General features: G+C 53.9%; 10 protein-coding genes. 8 read left to right on the top strand and 2 right to left on the bottom strand.

What is annotated here, in order from left to right; translation table 11 throughout:
• Position 1: 1 nt before the first annotated feature.
• Positions 2 to 2,245, top strand: a complete 2,244-nt coding sequence (locus tag CLV58_RS06415; RefSeq protein ID WP_106136952.1) for an FG-GAP-like repeat-containing protein — start codon at positions 2 to 4, stop codon at positions 2,243 to 2,245.
• Between the two features lie 6 nt (positions 2,246 to 2,251).
• On the opposite strand, the gene CLV58_RS06410 is transcribed toward CLV58_RS06415, so the two are convergent.
• The gene (locus CLV58_RS06410) at positions 2,252 to 3,421 is read right to left on the bottom strand and encodes an ATP-binding protein (RefSeq protein WP_106136951.1); all 1,170 of its coding nucleotides are present in this window, start codon (positions 3,419 to 3,421) and stop codon (positions 2,252 to 2,254) included.
• Positions 3,422 to 3,607: 186 nt separating this feature from the next.
• Here CLV58_RS06410 and CLV58_RS06405 point away from each other — a divergent pair, with 186 nt between their 5' ends.
• The 7 genes from CLV58_RS06405 to CLV58_RS06375 all read left to right on the top strand — a co-directional run bounded on the left by CLV58_RS06405 (position 3,608) and on the right by CLV58_RS06375 (position 14,699).
• Positions 3,608 to 3,898, top strand: coding sequence for a hypothetical protein (locus CLV58_RS06405; RefSeq protein WP_211300822.1), 291 nt, complete (start codon positions 3,608 to 3,610; stop codon positions 3,896 to 3,898).
• Positions 3,899 to 4,191: 293 nt separating this feature from the next.
• The gene (locus tag CLV58_RS06400; protein ID WP_245882239.1) at positions 4,192 to 6,438 is read left to right on the top strand and encodes a heavy metal translocating P-type ATPase; all 2,247 of its coding nucleotides are present in this window, start codon (positions 4,192 to 4,194) and stop codon (positions 6,436 to 6,438) included.
• Positions 6,439 to 7,086: 648 nt separating this feature from the next.
• Positions 7,087 to 9,057, top strand: coding sequence for a CocE/NonD family hydrolase (locus tag CLV58_RS06395; RefSeq protein ID WP_106136950.1), 1,971 nt, complete (start codon positions 7,087 to 7,089; stop codon positions 9,055 to 9,057).
• Between the two features lie 333 nt (positions 9,058 to 9,390).
• Entirely contained in the window at positions 9,391 to 9,738 is a 348-nt protein-coding gene (locus CLV58_RS06390) for a hypothetical protein (RefSeq protein WP_106136949.1), read from the top strand.
• A gap of 149 nt (positions 9,739 to 9,887) precedes the next feature.
• On the top strand, positions 9,888 to 11,207 hold the full coding sequence (locus CLV58_RS06385; RefSeq protein WP_106136948.1) for a cryptochrome/photolyase family protein: 1,320 nt from the start codon (positions 9,888 to 9,890) through the stop codon (positions 11,205 to 11,207).
• A 98-nt stretch (positions 11,208 to 11,305) separates the two neighbouring features.
• A complete protein-coding gene (locus tag CLV58_RS06380) occupies positions 11,306 to 13,669 on the top strand; it encodes a TonB-dependent receptor (protein WP_245882238.1) in 2,364 nt (787 codons plus the stop codon).
• Positions 13,656 to 14,699 (top strand): DUF4249 domain-containing protein, encoded by a 1,044-nt coding sequence (locus tag CLV58_RS06375; protein ID WP_245882237.1) that lies wholly within the window; start codon positions 13,656 to 13,658, stop codon positions 14,697 to 14,699. Before CLV58_RS06380 ends, CLV58_RS06375 begins: the two co-directional genes overlap by 14 nt.
• Before the next feature lie 4 nt (positions 14,700 to 14,703).
• Here CLV58_RS06375 and CLV58_RS06370 read toward each other — a convergent pair whose 3' ends face one another.
• Positions 14,704 to 15,927, bottom strand: a complete 1,224-nt coding sequence (locus CLV58_RS06370) for a lytic transglycosylase domain-containing protein (RefSeq protein ID WP_245882236.1) — start codon at positions 15,925 to 15,927, stop codon at positions 14,704 to 14,706.
• Positions 15,928 to 15,946: the final 19 nt, after the last annotated feature.

Raw genomic sequence — 15,946 nt, 5'->3', positions numbered from 1 at the left:
GATGAAAAAGCTGTGTACGCTCTGGTTAACGCTGATTCCGTGGCTGACTTATGGTCAATCGTCGTCGGCACCCTTTGGTTTTCAGTACAGTCAGCAACCGACGGTCAGCGTCGATGGGCGGGCGCTGCTCAATCCCTGGGCGGGTGGGCTCAACGCCATGCAGTTTGCGACGCTGCGCCTGAACGACGATGCCCGCGACGACCTGCTGGTTTATGACCGGACGAGCCGAAAAGTCAGCACCTTCGTCGCTATCGACAACCCGACAGGTACGGGTATCGCCTGGCAGTACGCCCCCACCTACGAAACCATGCTCCCGCCCTTGTCGGGCTGGGTAGTCGCGGTCGATTATGACGGCGATGGAAAGAAAGACTTGTTCTCACTGATTAATGGCAACGTTCGCGTCTATCATAACGATTCACAGGGCGGCAAGGTAGCGTTCTCCGTAGCAGTCGATCCGCTGATGACGCAGGGATTCGCCGGTCGCCAGATTTTGTATGTATCGCCCGCCGATTCGCCTGCCATTCTGGACTACGACGATGATGGTGACATCGACATACTGACCTTCGACCCGACGGGTAACCTGATTGCCTATCAGCAGAACATGAGCGTTGAACGGACGGGTAAGAAAGACGGGCTCGACTTCAAACGGCCTGACTGCTTTTACTGGGGTCATTTCCTGAAGGAGTTCTGCAACGATTTTGTCTTCAACATCAATTGCGATGGCACGACCGGGCAGTCGGTTCCACTGTGGCCGAAGACGGGGGCTGCTCGCCCGATGCACAGCGGCAATACGCTGGCGGTGCTGGATACCGATGGCGACGGGAAGAAAGATCTGTTGTTCGGATCGGTGAGTTGTCCTGGTGTGGCCCGGCTTGTCAACGTCGCGACTAATGACAGTTCGGCCCGATTTACCCGCTTCGATACGCTCTTTCCGGCGAAGAACCCGGTGCTTTTTCCGGCCTTCGCGGGCGTGTATCTGGAAGATGCCGACGGCGATGGTGTCCGCGACTTATTGGCGTCGACGTTTACCGACGTGAACGAGAATGATGCGTACGATTTTCGGGCGTCGGGCTGGTTTTACAGGAATGTCGGTACGAACGCCAAGCCTGATTTTCAGCTCAAACAGAAGGATTTTCTGCAAAGTGATATGCTCGATCTGGGCGAAAATGCAGTGCCCGCCCTGGCCGATCTGGACGGCGATGGCGACATGGATCTACTGGTGGGTTATGCTGGTGTACAGACCGGCAAAGGGTATCGGTCAGGAGTTTGGCAGTTCGAGAACAAAGGGACCCTGCAAAATCCAGCTTTTTCATTGGTAACGACCGACTATCTGGGTATGGCGCAGTCGCTGACCCTGACGAATACCATGCCGACCTTTGCCGATGTCGACGGAAACGGGAGCACGGACCTGATCGTGACAGGAACGGGGACGAGTAGTCTGGAGATTCGCCTGTTTCTGAATGCAGCCGCCAAGGGCGCACCGGTACAGTATACCCTGACCACGGCCGTTCGCTGGCCCAACCCCGACCTGATGCAACTGGGCGAACGCCTGACCGTGACTGACCTCGACCGCGACGGAAAGGCCGACGTGCTGCTGGGTAAAAACAACGGCCTGATTCACTACTTCCGCAATACCGGCACGGCGACGAACCCGGTGTTTCAATTGCAGAATCAGAACTTTGGAAACCTGCCCACAACCTACACATACAGTGGGGCTTACTCGCTGGTGCTGGCTGATCTGAACGGCGATCAGCAAAACGAATTTGTCATGGCATCCGGCGACGGACGCGTCAAGCTCTATCAGTTCCCGGATCAACTAACCGGTTCACTGACGCTGCTCGACAGTTTGCCGGCGCTGGGATTACCCGGTTCGAAACTGGCGGCTTCGATGGCCGATCTGGACGGCGACGGCTTGCCTGATCTGATGCTGGGCACCGGTGCGGGCGGGCTTCGTTACCTGAAAAACGTGTCGCAGAAAAAGCTTGTTACGGGTTTACCGACGGAAACGACAGGCCCCTGGGCATTTCCAAACCCCATCGATCGGTACCTGATCGTTCGCGCCCCCCACGACGGGCAGGTGGACATGCTGTCGCTGTCGGGGCAAACGGTGCTAGCGGGGCAGGCTGTAAAAGTGAATACGGAACAGACTCTCGATCTGGGTAGTCTGGCGGAAGGTACGTATTTGCTGCGGCTGACAGCCCCCGGCAAAACGGCGCAGGTGGAGAAAATTGTGATCTGGAAATAGTAATCGTTAGCCATCCAGTAAGCGCTGAAGCATGTCAGGTAGTGACGACACCGAACATACCCACACATGCTCGCGAAGTCGGTAGGTGTCGGCTGACGGGGTGACAACCAAAAGTGGGGGATTTCCCACATCTTGTAACGCAGTCGTGGTGCCCTTAGACAGCGTCGGTGCGTCTGACAGTTTGATTTCGACCGCTAGCTTGATCTGCCCCTGACTTTCGATCACCAAATCAAGTTCAGCACCATCAGCAGTACGATAGAAGAAAGGCAGCTGATCGAATTGTAGCATAGGAATCAACTGTTCAATAACGTAACCTTCCCACGAAGCGCCCACTACTGGATGGCCAAAAAGAACGTTGATGTCATACAGTCGTAGCAACTGGTGCACTAAGCCACTATCGCGAATGTACAGCTTCGGACTTTTAGTTAGTCGCTTTCCTACGTTTGTCGCGTAGGGTGTTAATCGACGCACCAAAAAAGCCTGCTCCAGAAAGTTTAGGTATTGACCGACAAGCGGTGTCCGGAGTTGTAAGGCGTTCCCAAGCGCGGTTTGATTGAGTAGGCCCCCCTGCTGATTGGCCAGCATGGTAAACAGGCGCAGGAGTTGAATTGGATTGGCCGTTAGCCCAAGTTGTGGCAGATCGCGCTCAATATAATTCCGAATGAAGTCTTCGCGCCAGATGGCCGATAGGTCAGTTGATGGGGCCAGCCAGCTGGTAGGGAAACCTCCTCGTAGCCAGTGTTGCTGATAATCTGGGCTGGGTAATTCACGTAGTTGAAAAGGGGTTAGTTCCAGGTATGAGATACGGCCTGCTAATGACTCCGACGTGTTGCGGAGCAGGGTAGGTGAAGCTGAACCCAGCAGAATAAACCGGCCTGGCTGACGGTTTCGATCGATAAGTCCGCGCAGATCAGGGAAGAGTTCGGGTAGGCGATGAATCTCATCGAGAATCACGGTTTCTTCGGTAAACTGTTCCAGAAAGAAAGTGCGGTCCTGTTGAAAACGGGCAAGATCACTACTTCGCTCCAGATCAAAATAAACGGTGGGTCGAGACAACTGATTCTGTATGGCATGAACAAGCGTCGTTTTGCCGGCTTGTCTGGGCCCCAACAGACCAACGGCCGGAAAATGAGTTAGCCGTTGAACGAAATCATTTTCAAGAATTCGGTGTAGCATAAAGTTGAATATTCCCGCAAATATTATATTTTTTGATCGATATGCGGGGATAATTGCTTATTGTGAAGGTAAATACCTTGATGTCGTCAATAAAATAGCCTCCTCGTTGATTAGTCGACAATCTGGAAATAGTCGAAAACTCTTTGCTGAACCGGTGGTTAGGTAAGCATACAAACGTGAACCGTCATGCAAACCAATCATCAAAACGAACAGGAAGACGACGGCGTTGCCTACGCTGGATTGGGTGTCAACAACGAGCCCGACAACATGAACCCCGGTAGCGAAGAAGCGTCGGACACGCTGCTCTATACTGACACCATAACGGCGCAGCACGCAACCGACGAAGTGTCGAACGGTATGGACGGCGACGAATTACCAGAGGATATGCTGGACGACGAAGAACTGTCGGACGACGAACTCGACGATCAGATCACCGAACTGGCCGAAGAAGAAAACGAGGGTAACGAGCGGTATTAGTACACGCTCAACCCAGACCTAAACGGTTTCCAAAACCGTTTAGGTCTCTAGTCATCAACACAATAAGCAGCCCCGAGACCATCCCGGTTTCGGGGCTGCTGCGTTTAGGCGTATGTCTCAAACAGCAGGATGCTGTTTGCCTGCTTCCACATGAGGTGCTGTTCTGGATACGTATAAAGCTTGCCCCCAATTATGTACACTGGCCCGGAAACAGAGACCAACCGCTTTCGTGTTCTTATAGAAATAGTAGCAGCGTCGCCCGGCAAGGCTACATCAACGCTGCTCTCGCTACTATGAATACGATCGAACGAAAACCCGCTTCCGGGATTCGAAAAACATATCCGGTGCTGGACATGAGCTGTGCCGCCTGCGCCGTCAGCGTTGAGTCGATGCTGAAACATACCGCAGGTGTTCAGGATGCCGGTGTCAACTACGCCAATCAGACGGCCTGGGTGCAGTATGATCCCCAAATTGCCACGCCCGAATCGTTGCAGAAAGCTGTGCAGTCAGTGGGCTACGATCTGGTTATCGATGCCGAAGACCCCAATGCCGTACAGGAGGAGGCCCGGCAACAACAATATGCCGAACTGAAACAGCGAACGATCTGGTCGGTGGTGCTTTCGATGCCAGTGCTGGTACTGGGTATGTTCGGGATGAACTGGCCTTTCGCCAACTATATCATGCTCGTACTGACGGCTCCGGTGGTGTTCTGGCTGGGTCGTAGCTACTTCGTGAATGCCTGGCGGCAGGTCCGGCATGGCATGGCCAACATGGACACGCTGGTATCACTTAGTACGGGTATCGCTTTCCTATTCAGCACGTTTAATACGCTCTATCCGCAGTTCTGGCTCGATCGGGGGCAGATGCCGCACGTGTATTTCGAAGCGGCCGCCGTCATCATCGCCTTTATCTCGCTGGGAAAACTACTGGAGGAGCGGGCCAAGTCGAACACGGGCTCGGCCATCAAGAAATTGATCGGTATGCAGCCGCAGACGGTACGGGTCGTTGCGGGGGATGTCGAGCGGGAGATCCCGCTGGCCGAGGTGCAAATCGGTCATATACTGGTGGTTCGTCCTGGTGAACGGATTGCGGTCGACGGAACCGTCGTGTCGGGCAGTTCGTATGTCGACGAAAGCCTGATTAGTGGTGAACCGGTACCTGTCAGCAAAGCGACGGGGGACGCGGTCTTTGGTGGTACCATCAACCAGAAGGGTGCTTTTCGGTTCGAAGCCCGTAAGGTCGGTGCCGATACCGTGCTGGCGCGTATCATTCGTTCGGTGCAGGACGCGCAGGGTAGTAAAGCACCTGTGCAGCAACTGGTCGACCGGGTGGCGGGTGTCTTCGTGCCGGTCGTGCTCGGCGTCGCTCTGCTGACGTTTCTTGGCTGGCTGTTGTTCGGGCCACCTGACACCGCACTGACGACAGGCCTGCTGACCGCCGTGACGGTACTCGTTATTGCCTGTCCCTGTGCCCTTGGTCTGGCAACGCCCACGGCAATCATGGTCGGTATCGGCAAAGGCGCTGAGTCGAACATCCTGATCAAAGACGCCGAAAGCCTGGAGTTAGGAAATAAAGTCGACGCGGTTGTGCTCGATAAAACGGGTACGATTACCGAAGGCAAACCAACCGTTACGGATAGCAAGTGGCTGATCGGTACGGCGAATACGGCCCTGCTGGAATCGATACTGCTGGCGCTTGAGTCGCAGTCAGAGCACCCGCTAGCCGACGCAGTCGTTGCCCATCTGACTAAGTCAGGTGTTGCGCAACTCGAACTGGACGGGTTCGAGAGCGTGACTGGGCAGGGGGTGACCGGGCAGTATCAGGGTGATACCTACCTTATTGGCAACCGCCGGCTGCTGACCGAAAATGGGGCGCGTGTTCCGGCTAATGTGGATAAGTTGGTTGATATGTGGGAAAGTCAGGCCAAAACGGTCGTCTTTTTCGCCAGTGCCCATCAACCCGTACTGGCCGTATTTGCGATTGCCGACCCCGTTCGGTCGTCAGCCCGGCAGGCGATCGAGCAGTTGCAACAACAGGGGGCCACAACGTATATGCTGACCGGCGACAATGTCCGTACAGCGGCTGCCGTTGCTGAACAGGTCGGTATTCAGCAGGTGCAGGCCGGTGTATTACCCGCCGAGAAAGCCAGTTTCATCCAGCAGTTGCAACGGCAGGGACATACGGTGGCAATGGTTGGCGACGGGATAAACGATGCGCCTGCACTGGCGCAGGCCGACGTGAGCATGGCAATGGGCCGTGGTGCCGATATCGCCCTCGACGTAGCCCGGATGACACTTATCTCGACGGACCTGACCAGCGTACCGAAGGCGCTGACGCTGGCGCGTAAAACCGTTCGTACCATTCGTCAAAACCTGTTCTGGGCGTTCATCTACAACCTGATCGGTATTCCCATTGCCGCCGGTGTGCTTTACCCGGCCTTCGGTTTTCTGCTTAGTCCCATGATTGCCAGCGCAGCCATGGCCCTGAGTTCCGTATCCGTTGTCAGCAACAGTTTGCGGCTTCGGGGGGCGAAGCTGTAGTACGGTTTTCGGTATACGGTTTTCGGCGGTCTGTCGTACGGGTTTCAGCGTTCTGACGGATTAAAGCGCCCGTTAGGGCGAACATGTTATGTGGTATTTGAGTAGGCTCTTTTACCCCTAAATCCCCTGAAGGGCAGGGCTGTTAAGTTCTTGATTTAATGCTGGTATTGGCCAAATTTCCTTCGGCTAAACCACCCCCCAGCCCCCTAAAGGGGGAGCATTTTGCGGATGAACGGCTCCCCCTTTAGGGCAGGGCTGTTAAGTTCTTAAATTGACGCTGACGGTAGCCAAATTACCTTCGGTCCATCTACCCCCCAGCCCCGAAACGTCGGCCCGGCCTAAAGGGGGTGAACTTCATTTGTGGAATGCTCCCCCTTTAGGGGGCTGGGGGGTAGGGCGGAACAGAACTTAACAGCCCTGCCCTTTAGGGGGCTGGGGGGTGGGGCTACCCAGAACTTAACAGCCCTGCCCTGAAGGGGACTTTGCTCATGCTCGAAAAAAGTTCCCTTCAGGGGATTTAGGGGTGGAAAGGGCCATAGACTCTTTGCCTTCTAGTCCTTAAATGTCCCCTCCCCAACGGGCGCTCCGACAACTCGGAGGTGGGGGTATAATGCGTAGTTTGCAGCATTATTCACAAACGCTGACAAGATGCGCCAACGAACTAGCGTACAACGGAACACCGTAAGCCGTATACTGAAAACTGTATACCTTCTTCTCCTTCTCACATCCTTCTGCTATGCGCAGACACCGGGTACTGACTCACTGTTTGTCCGGCAGAACTATCGTAAACTCGATCGGCAAATCGGCATGCGCGATGGCGTAAAGCTGTACACGACGATCTACGTACCGACCGATGCATCGCCGACCAACCGGTACCCGATACTCATGGAGCGGACACCGTATTCGGCGGCTCCCTACGGCGAAACTAATTACCCAAAGTCTGGACCGGGTATGTCGACCGAACTGTCGCAGGAGAAATACATCTTCGTGTATCAGGATGTACGAGGCCGGTACAAGAGCGAAGGGCAGTTCGAGGAAATGACGCCCGCGCTCAACCGCAGTACCACGCCCGCGCCGACCGCTAAAAAAGGCAAAGCCAAATCGGTTACACCCACCGGAACCGACGAGAGCACCGACACGTATGATACCATCGACTGGCTGCTCAAGAATGTGCCGAACAACAACGGTCGTGTCGGGTTGATGGGGATTTCGTATCCCGGTTTCTACGCGTCGGCAGCGCTGCCCGGTGCGCACCCGGCTCTGAAAGCCGTATCGCCACAGGCCCCCGTCACCGATGAGTTTATTGGCGATGACGCCCGGCACAAGGGGGCATTCTTCCTGCTCGACAATTTTGGGTTTATCAATTATTTCGATGGCCCCCGTACCGGGCCTGTGGAAGACTACGATCCGCTGTTCAAAGCACCGATGAAAGACGCGTATTCGTTTTTTTTAAAGATGGGTGCGCTGAAAAACGCTAACGGACCGACGTACTACAATCAGAAAAGTAAGATCTGGAACGAGTACATTCAGCACGACACGTATGACGCGTACTGGCAAAGCCGCAATATTCGCCCGCACCTAAAAAACCTGACGCCGGCTACGCTGGTCGTTGGGGGCTGGTTCGATGCCGAAGATCTCTTTGGCGCGCTGGCAACCTACAAAAGCATTGAACAGCAGTCGAAAAGCCAGAACAAACTCGTGATGGGGCCGTGGACGCACGGTGCCTGGGCACGGGCCAACTGGAGTCAGTTCGGTCCACTAGCGTTTGGGCAGAATACCGCCAAATACTACCGCGACAGTATCGAAACCCGTTTCTTCGCCTATCACCTAAAAAATAAGGGGACGTTCGATCAGCCGGAAGCCCGTGTGTTCGATACGGGAAGCAACCGCTGGCAGTCGTTTACGCAGTGGCCACCCGCAGCTGCGCAGCCTGGTACGTTTTACCTGACGGCCAATCAGCAGCTCAGTACAACAAAACCCACCGGTCCGGATGCGTATGATTCGTATGTGAGCGATCCCGCCAAACCGGTTCCGTACACCGACGGCGTGTTTGCCCGGCGTAACAACCAGTACATGATCGAAGACCAGCGCTTTGCTGCCCGCCGACCTGATGTGCTGGTCTTCGAAACCGAACCCCTGACCGAAGACTTGACAAGCGCCGGCCCGATCGACGCGACGCTGTTTGTCGCCACGTCGGGCACCGATGCCGATTTTATCGTAAAAGTGATTGACGTATTGCCCGACAGTACGGCTAGTCCAGACTATAACAAGGCAGGTAGTCCGTTGAAGGGCGTTCAGTTAGCCGGTTATCAGCGGCTGGTCCGGGCAGACGTTATCCGTGGGCGGTTTCGGTCGTCGTTCGAGAAGCCTGAAGCGTTTGTGCCGAATCAGCCGACAGTAGTTAAGGTTCAACTGCCTGATGTGCTGCATACGTTTCGTAAAGGCCATCGACTGATGGTACAGATACAAAGTTCATGGTTCCCGCTGGTCGACCGTAATCCGCAACAGTTCATCAACATTGGTTCGGCCAACGACGACGATTATAAGAAAGCAACGATTCGGTTGTACCACGATGCCGATCACCCATCGGCTATTCAACTGCTGCGGCTCAATCCGTAGTTCGTTTTACACGGTTCCCAAACCGGACCCCTATACGTGTCGATATCATCATCGCACACGTATAGGGGTCCGGTTTTCTATTTGTTAACATTTAGGTAATATTAGTTTTGGCATGTTTATATTTATGATCTTTGGCTTAATATTCTGTAAGTGAAGTGTTTAAAATGTATTAGTCGTTTGTGTTTCTGGGGTATTTAGTCCAGTAAAAAATTAATATGATCGTATTGTTAACATTTAGATAATATTGAAGTAATATTGAGGTAATGTAAGTCGGCGCGGTTTCGAGACGACGAGACAGGACGATCTAGTATTCACCTTAATCGAATGAAGTCAATGAAAAAGTCACTCTTTCTCGTTGCGCTGGTAGGCTTCCTGGCGACGCAGGGCTACGCAAACCCCGCTAAGAGCCGTAAAGTAAAAGCGCCAAAAGCCAGTCTGGAAAAACAGCTGGCAAGCTATATATCGACGCCCGACGCACTGAAAAAAGCAGAGCAGCCCGGCGTCGTCGTGATTCAATTCAAGGTCAACTCCGACAACGAACTATGCCAACTGGCGGTGTTCAGCCACAACGAACAAATCAACAATAGCCTGACGCAGCAGCTAACCGGTAAAAAACTGGCTGGTTACGGGAGCGATGCGGGTGAAGTACACACGGTTCGACTCCGTTTCCGGCCCGAGTAAACAAGTCTACGTTGAATGTATTACGAAGAAGCCGCTGACGTATAGTCGTCAGCGGCTTCTTCGTATGTAACCATTTCCTCAAACAGCTGGTTTGCTACCGTACGTCAGTCCGACCAGACTACCGAAAACTTTAAACCGAATACCCACACATGGCTGAACCCTTATCGCTGGTCTGGCTCCGGCGCGACCTGCGGCTGCACGACAACGCGGCTCTGTACCACGCATTGCGCAGCGGCAAACCGGTACTCCCCGTTTTCATCTTCGACAAAGTCATTCTCGACGCGCTCGACGATAAGCATGACCGTCGTGTAACGTTTCTGGTGCAGGAAGTCGAGCGATTGCACGACGAACTAGCTAAACTGGGCTCCGCGATTTACGTCGAATACGGTAAGCCGGAGGACGTCTGGAAGGCAATTGTCAAGAAGTATGACGTCGAAGCGGTCTATACCAACTATGACTACGAGACATACGCCAAAGACCGGGATAAGGCTATTGGCGCGCTGCTCGATAAGACCGGGATCGGCTTTCACAGCTATAAAGACCAGACTATTTTCGACCACGACGAGGTTCTGAGCAAAGCCAAAAAAGCGCCGTATACGGTCTTCACACCGTACAGCAAAACGTGGCACGCCAAGCTCAATGAGTTCTACCTGAAGTCGTACCCGACGGAGAAGTACAAAAAGAACTACTACCAGACAAAGCCGCTGCCAGTGCCTTCGCTGAAATCGATGGGCTTTGAATCGGTTACAGACAACATACCCGCCCGCACGGTGTCTGATAAGGTACTCGATCACTACGGAAAGACACGCGATTTTCCCGCCGATGAAGACGGTACGAGTCAGCTCAGCATGCACCTGCGGTTTGGTACGATCAGCATCCGCGAACTGGCCCGGCAGGCTCACGAAGCGAAGGACAAGACGTTTCTGAACGAACTGTGCTGGCGCGACTTCTACTTCCAGGTACTCGACCACTTTCCGCATGTCGAGAAGCACTCGTTCCGGCGCGAATACGACAACATCAAGTGGCGCAACAACGAGGCCGAGTTCGAGAAGTGGTGCAAGGGCGAGACCGGTTTTCCGATCGTCGACGCGGGGATGCGGCAACTGAACACCATCGGCTGGATGCACAACCGGGTTCGGATGATTACGGCCAGCTTTCTCTGCAAAAACCTGCTTATCGACTGGCGGTGGGGCGAAGCGTACTTTGGCAAAAAGCTCCGCGACTACGATCTGTCGGCCAATAACGGCGGCTGGCAGTGGGCGGCTGGGTCGGGTACGGATGCGTCACCTTACTTCCGCGTATTCAGCCCGGAGTCGCAAACGAAGAAATTCGACCCCAAAGGCGAGTACATCAAACGGTGGGTACCCGAAGTCGACGACCCCGACAAGTACCCCAAGCCCATGGTCGACGCCAGCGAAACCCGTCAGCGCGCACTGGATGCCTACAAGAAGGGGTTGGGGAAGGAGTAAAAACAATAAGACATGATTCAGGCTGGCTATGAGTGCCTGGCCAATGAGTAAAGACAGACGGATACGGGCTTATCGATCCACACATGACCGATTATGGCGTGGCTAAGATTATAAACGTCCGGCTTTTTCTCACTGGCTTCCTGTTGCTTTACTGTACGTCGGCACTGTGGGCGCAGCATCAGCTTGTCGTGACTGTACGGGATGATAAATCGAAGAAACCGATCGACGGAGCCAGTCTGTTTATCAGCGAAACCCGATCCGGTGGTAAAGCCGATAGTCTTGGTGTTGCTACGCTCTGGTTGGCACCAAATGTTTTTACTATATACGTCTCGGCCGTAGGCTACATACGCGATCGTGTCGTTGTTACGCTCGATGCAGATAAACGAATCGACGTATACCTAAAAATGCGCTCAACAACGCTTGACGAAGTTGATGTGCGGGCTAGTCGACCGGATAATAACATCCGCGCTGTGGAGATGGGACAGGTTCAACTAAGCATGCCAGCGTTGAAGCGTATGCCTGTTGTCCTGGGCGAACCGGATATTCTGAAAGCGCTAACGCTTCAGGCTGGCGTAACGACCGCTGGGGAAGGAGCGGGTGGGTTTAACGTGCGGGGTGGACGAGCTGATCAAAACCTGGTACTGTTAGACGGAGCCCCCTTGCTCAATACAGCGCATCTGCTGGGTTTCTTCACCAACGTAAATCCTGATCTGATGCAGGATGTAAGCTTAAGCAAAGGCGCTTTTTCGGCTCAGTATGGTGGTCGTGTTTCGTCACTGCTGACGATGAGCACCCGCAACGGAAATGCTGATGGCTGGCGGGTTTCGGGTGGAATCAGTCCCGTTAGTCTGCGCGTGGTGGCGGACGGGCCAGTTGCGAAAAAATTGACGTTGATAGCGGGCGGGCGTGTTGCCTTTCCAAACTATTTACTTCAATTGTTTCCTACGCCAAGCGTCAGAAACAGTCGGGCTTCGTTTTACGACGCAAACCTTAAGCTAACATACACGCCCACTGTGCGCCATACCATTGGTGTATCGCTTTACCAGAGTGGCGATTCATTTCGATTCCCGGGCGATACGCTCTACGGCTGGAAATCTACCGTCGTAACCGGACGCTGGAGTTATTTGATTGCTCCGTCCGTGCAACTGTCAGTGACAGGTTTGTATAGCGGTTATCGATTGAACGTCAATGGAGTAACCCCCCGGCTGGATTTCAACTTTCAGTCGTCGATTGCGCAGCGGGAAGGTAAAGTCGATCTGGTGTATACGCCAAACGAAAAGCTACGGGTGCAGGCGGGTACCAATGGTATCGTATACCGTGTTCAAACAGGTTCTATTCAACCCGCCAGCGATGGGTCGAGTATAAATTCATTCGCTGTTACCCCCGAGAACGGCCGGGAGTTCGGCGTATATATCAGTACTGATTGGACACCCAGTCCCGCAGTCACGGTACAGGCCGGACTACGATATTCCACTTTCGCATACGTCGGTGCCGCTACGGTCTATCAGTATGCCGAAGACGTCCCCCGCTCGCCCGAAACCGTCGTTGACTCGGTGCGGTACGGACCACGCCAGGTTGTACAGCAGTACGGCGGTCTTGAACCCCGATTTAATCTGCGCTTGCGGGTAGCGACTAACACGGCCATCAAGGTAAGTATAGCGCGAAATCGCCAGTATATCAGTCTGATTTCCAATACCACGGCCATAACACCACTGGATTTCTGGAAGCTCAGCGATCCGTTTACACCCCCGCAAATTGCCGATCAGGTGGCTATAGGATTTTTTCAAAACGGGCGCAATAATGCCGTAGAGATTAGCTTGGAAGCATATTATAAACGCCTACAGCATCAGATCGATTACCGGTATGGGGCTAATCTGGTGTTAAATCCCCATCTTGAGACAGCCCTTATACAGGCGACTGGTAAAGCGTACGGCGTCGAGACTAGCCTAACGAAGCGAACAGGTCGTTTGACGGGACAAATTACATACACATACGCACGTTCGCTGATTGCCGTACAGACACCATTCGACGCGCTCCGAATCAATGGAGGGCGTTATTATCCGGCTTATATTGACAGGCCGCACACGCTCAACGTACAGAGCCGGCTCAGCTTAAGCCATAACTGGATATTCTCCGCCAACTTCGTTTATTACACGGGTGTACCAGCAACTTACCCTGACGGCCGGTTTAATTACAACGGCGAAACGACGCTGGATTACTCACAGCGGAATGCCGATCGCATTCCAGATTATCATCGGCTCGATATCGCTTTCTCGAAGGATACCCGATTTTCCAAGAACCAACGCCGATACGGCATCTGGACGCTTGGTATCTACAACGTGTACGCTCGCAAAAACCCGTATTCCATTTACTTTACGCGTACCAGCCAGCGAGTTGATGCATACAGGCTGTCGGTCTTCGGCACACTTATTCCATCTATCGCTTACAATGCTTATTTCTAAGATGTGGTTGCGGCAACTTACAATGGCTTTCTTCCTGATTGCGCTGGCGGCAGCATGCATCGATCGCATTGAGTTGCCCATCCGATCGCAGGAAAATCAATTGGTTGTAGAGGGGCAAATTACCAATGAGCCACCACCCTACACTGTCCGGTTAACATATACAGGTCAATATCAACCCGGCGGGGGGAGTGGTGACAGGTTCGTAACGGGAGCAACGTTAGTATTAACCAATGATCTGAATCGGCAAACGACCTTTCGGGAGACCAGCGCCGGTATCTACCAAACTGTCGACACTTCCTTCAGAGGTCAGATCGGGCGGGCCTACCGACTGATGGTTGTACTGGGTGATGGCAAGCGGTATGCGACGAAAGCAGAGCAGATGCCAGACGTACCACCTATCGATAGCATTGCCAGCAAGCTGATTCGGGTAGAAAATTTCGCTACACCTTTTCGCTTTGCCTATGCTGTATACAGTCGTGATCCGAAAGAGCAGAAAAATTATTATCGCTGGACAGCTTACGGGATCACCACCCGTCGTTCAACAGGCATGCCTTGTTGCACTGGCTGCCCTTTCGTTTGCTTCGATCGCTGTTGGACAACTGTCGTGAGTACAGACGTAAACGTGTATAGCGACGAAGCTATCAATGGTAATCGTATTTCGAACCGAACGGTGTTGCAAGTGCCTATCTACGCTGTTGGGCCGCAACTGATTGAAGTAATGCAGTACGGAATTACACAGGATAACTATCAGTTCTGGAAATTGTACCAGCAACAAAGCGTCCGCTCGGGGAGTACGTTTGATCCCTTACCGGCACCAATCACGGGAAACTTGACTAACGGTGCCGACCCAACAGACGTAGCACGCGGCTACTTCGCCGTTACATCAGTAACACGCCGTCGGTACCGAAACCAGGGAAATGAAGCGAATGGTTCTGCTGTGTACGGCTTTCTGAGCAGTCAAATTGTACCGACGGGTGACTGCCGCGCGACATACGGTCCTGTACCCGTCACGGAGCCAGATGGCTGGTGATCAATTACAGCTTCCACTGCACGAGCCAGCCGGGTTTTACGGTTTTGGGGCGGGGGACACCGGCCAGGCCCGTTGCTGGGTCGATGGCGATCAGGGTGAGTGGAATAATCGATTTCGTTTCGACGGAAACGGCTTTCGTCGCCCGGAAAAACAGGGTGCCGCGACTGTCAATATCGTCGACAACGGCGTAAAGAACGTCGCCGGGCCGAAGCTCATCTTCACCGGCTAGGAGCGGCTCGGTCAGGGCGAAACGCCACGATTGACCGATTTTGGGCTGACCTGCTTGCAGCAGCTTGGCGGCTACATCACCGGCAAAAACGGCGGGCGTGTTTGGGTGACTTTTCAGGAGTTCGTTGAGCACGCTGTCCATCCTGGTGGCTTCGCTACGGGCAGGTGCCAGCCTGTCTGAACTTGCTTCGATTGGTACGCCGACCAACTCGGGTTCCTGATCCTGCAGCCAGCCCATGCGCCGGGCCTGTTCGCGCTCTGCTTCGTATTCGCGTCCCGTCGACGCCAGCAACAGCCCGATCGACCCAACGCCGTAAGCCGGGTTAGTGAACAGTTCTTTCATGGCCAGAATCCGGTAGAGGTAATACCCGGTTTCGGGGTTCATGACCATCGAATAATAGTCGCGGTGACCGGTCTTCGATATCTTACGCTGTACCATGCCCAGGCCACCATTGTAAGCCGCTGCCGCCAGTGTCCAGGAACCCAGTTGGCGGTGTAGATCCTTCAGATAGCGACAGGCGGCTTCGGTCGACTTACGCAGGTCGGTCCGCTCATCGTTGGCCGGATCGATAGACAGACCCATGAGTTTGGCCGTTTCGTCCATGAATTGCCAGTAGCCAACTGCGCCTGCTGATGATACCGCATTGGCCTGCCAGGCGCTTTCGATCAGCGGCAGGTATTTGAAATCGTTCGGCACGTTGTGACGGGCCAGAATCGGTTCGATAACCGAAAAAAACGGGGCCGACCGTGCCTTCAGCGCGCCCACGTGTCGGGCATAACCCGAACTACCCGCCAATGCTACGGCCAATTTAGCCGACACGGTGCTTTGTTGGGTCGGAACCATTTCCCCGCAGAAATGCAGCCGGGCCAGGCCAACTGCCGGGCGGGGTGGAATGGGTCTGGCGCTGCTGTGACTTCCTTTTTTCTGGGCTAACAGCGGAGTCACCAAGACAAGTAAACTGAGCGTTAGTGGCAAAAACTGTCGAATCAGTGTGGGCAATGGGATAACGTGTTGGTTC

The sequence above is a fragment of the Spirosoma oryzae genome (genome assembly GCF_003002825.1).
Taxonomy (GTDB): domain Bacteria; phylum Bacteroidota; class Bacteroidia; order Cytophagales; family Spirosomataceae; genus Spirosoma; species Spirosoma oryzae.
The sequence above is the reverse complement of the archived record's forward strand: the minus strand, read 5'-3'. Positions and strand labels throughout refer to the sequence as shown.

What these genes read in the sequence shown, in the direction of transcription:
- CLV58_RS06375 (WP_245882237.1), top strand. Translation starts at nt 13,656, where the DNA reads ATGCTTATTTCTAAGATGTGGTTGCGGCAACTTACAATGGCTTTCTTC.
- CLV58_RS06400 (WP_245882239.1), top strand. Translation starts at nt 4,192, where the DNA reads ATGAATACGATCGAACGAAAACCCGCTTCCGGGATTCGAAAAACATAT.
- CLV58_RS06415 (WP_106136952.1), top strand. Translation starts at nt 2, where the DNA reads ATGAAAAAGCTGTGTACGCTCTGGTTAACGCTGATTCCGTGGCTGACT.
- CLV58_RS06390 (WP_106136949.1), top strand. Translation starts at nt 9,391, where the DNA reads ATGAAAAAGTCACTCTTTCTCGTTGCGCTGGTAGGCTTCCTGGCGACG.
- CLV58_RS06395 (WP_106136950.1), top strand. Translation starts at nt 7,087, where the DNA reads ATGCGCCAACGAACTAGCGTACAACGGAACACCGTAAGCCGTATACTG.
- CLV58_RS06410 (WP_106136951.1), bottom strand. Translation starts at nt 3,421, where the DNA reads ATGCTACACCGAATTCTTGAAAATGATTTCGTTCAACGGCTAACTCAT.
- CLV58_RS06405 (WP_211300822.1), top strand. Translation starts at nt 3,608, where the DNA reads ATGCAAACCAATCATCAAAACGAACAGGAAGACGACGGCGTTGCCTAC.
- CLV58_RS06385 (WP_106136948.1), top strand. Translation starts at nt 9,888, where the DNA reads ATGGCTGAACCCTTATCGCTGGTCTGGCTCCGGCGCGACCTGCGGCTG.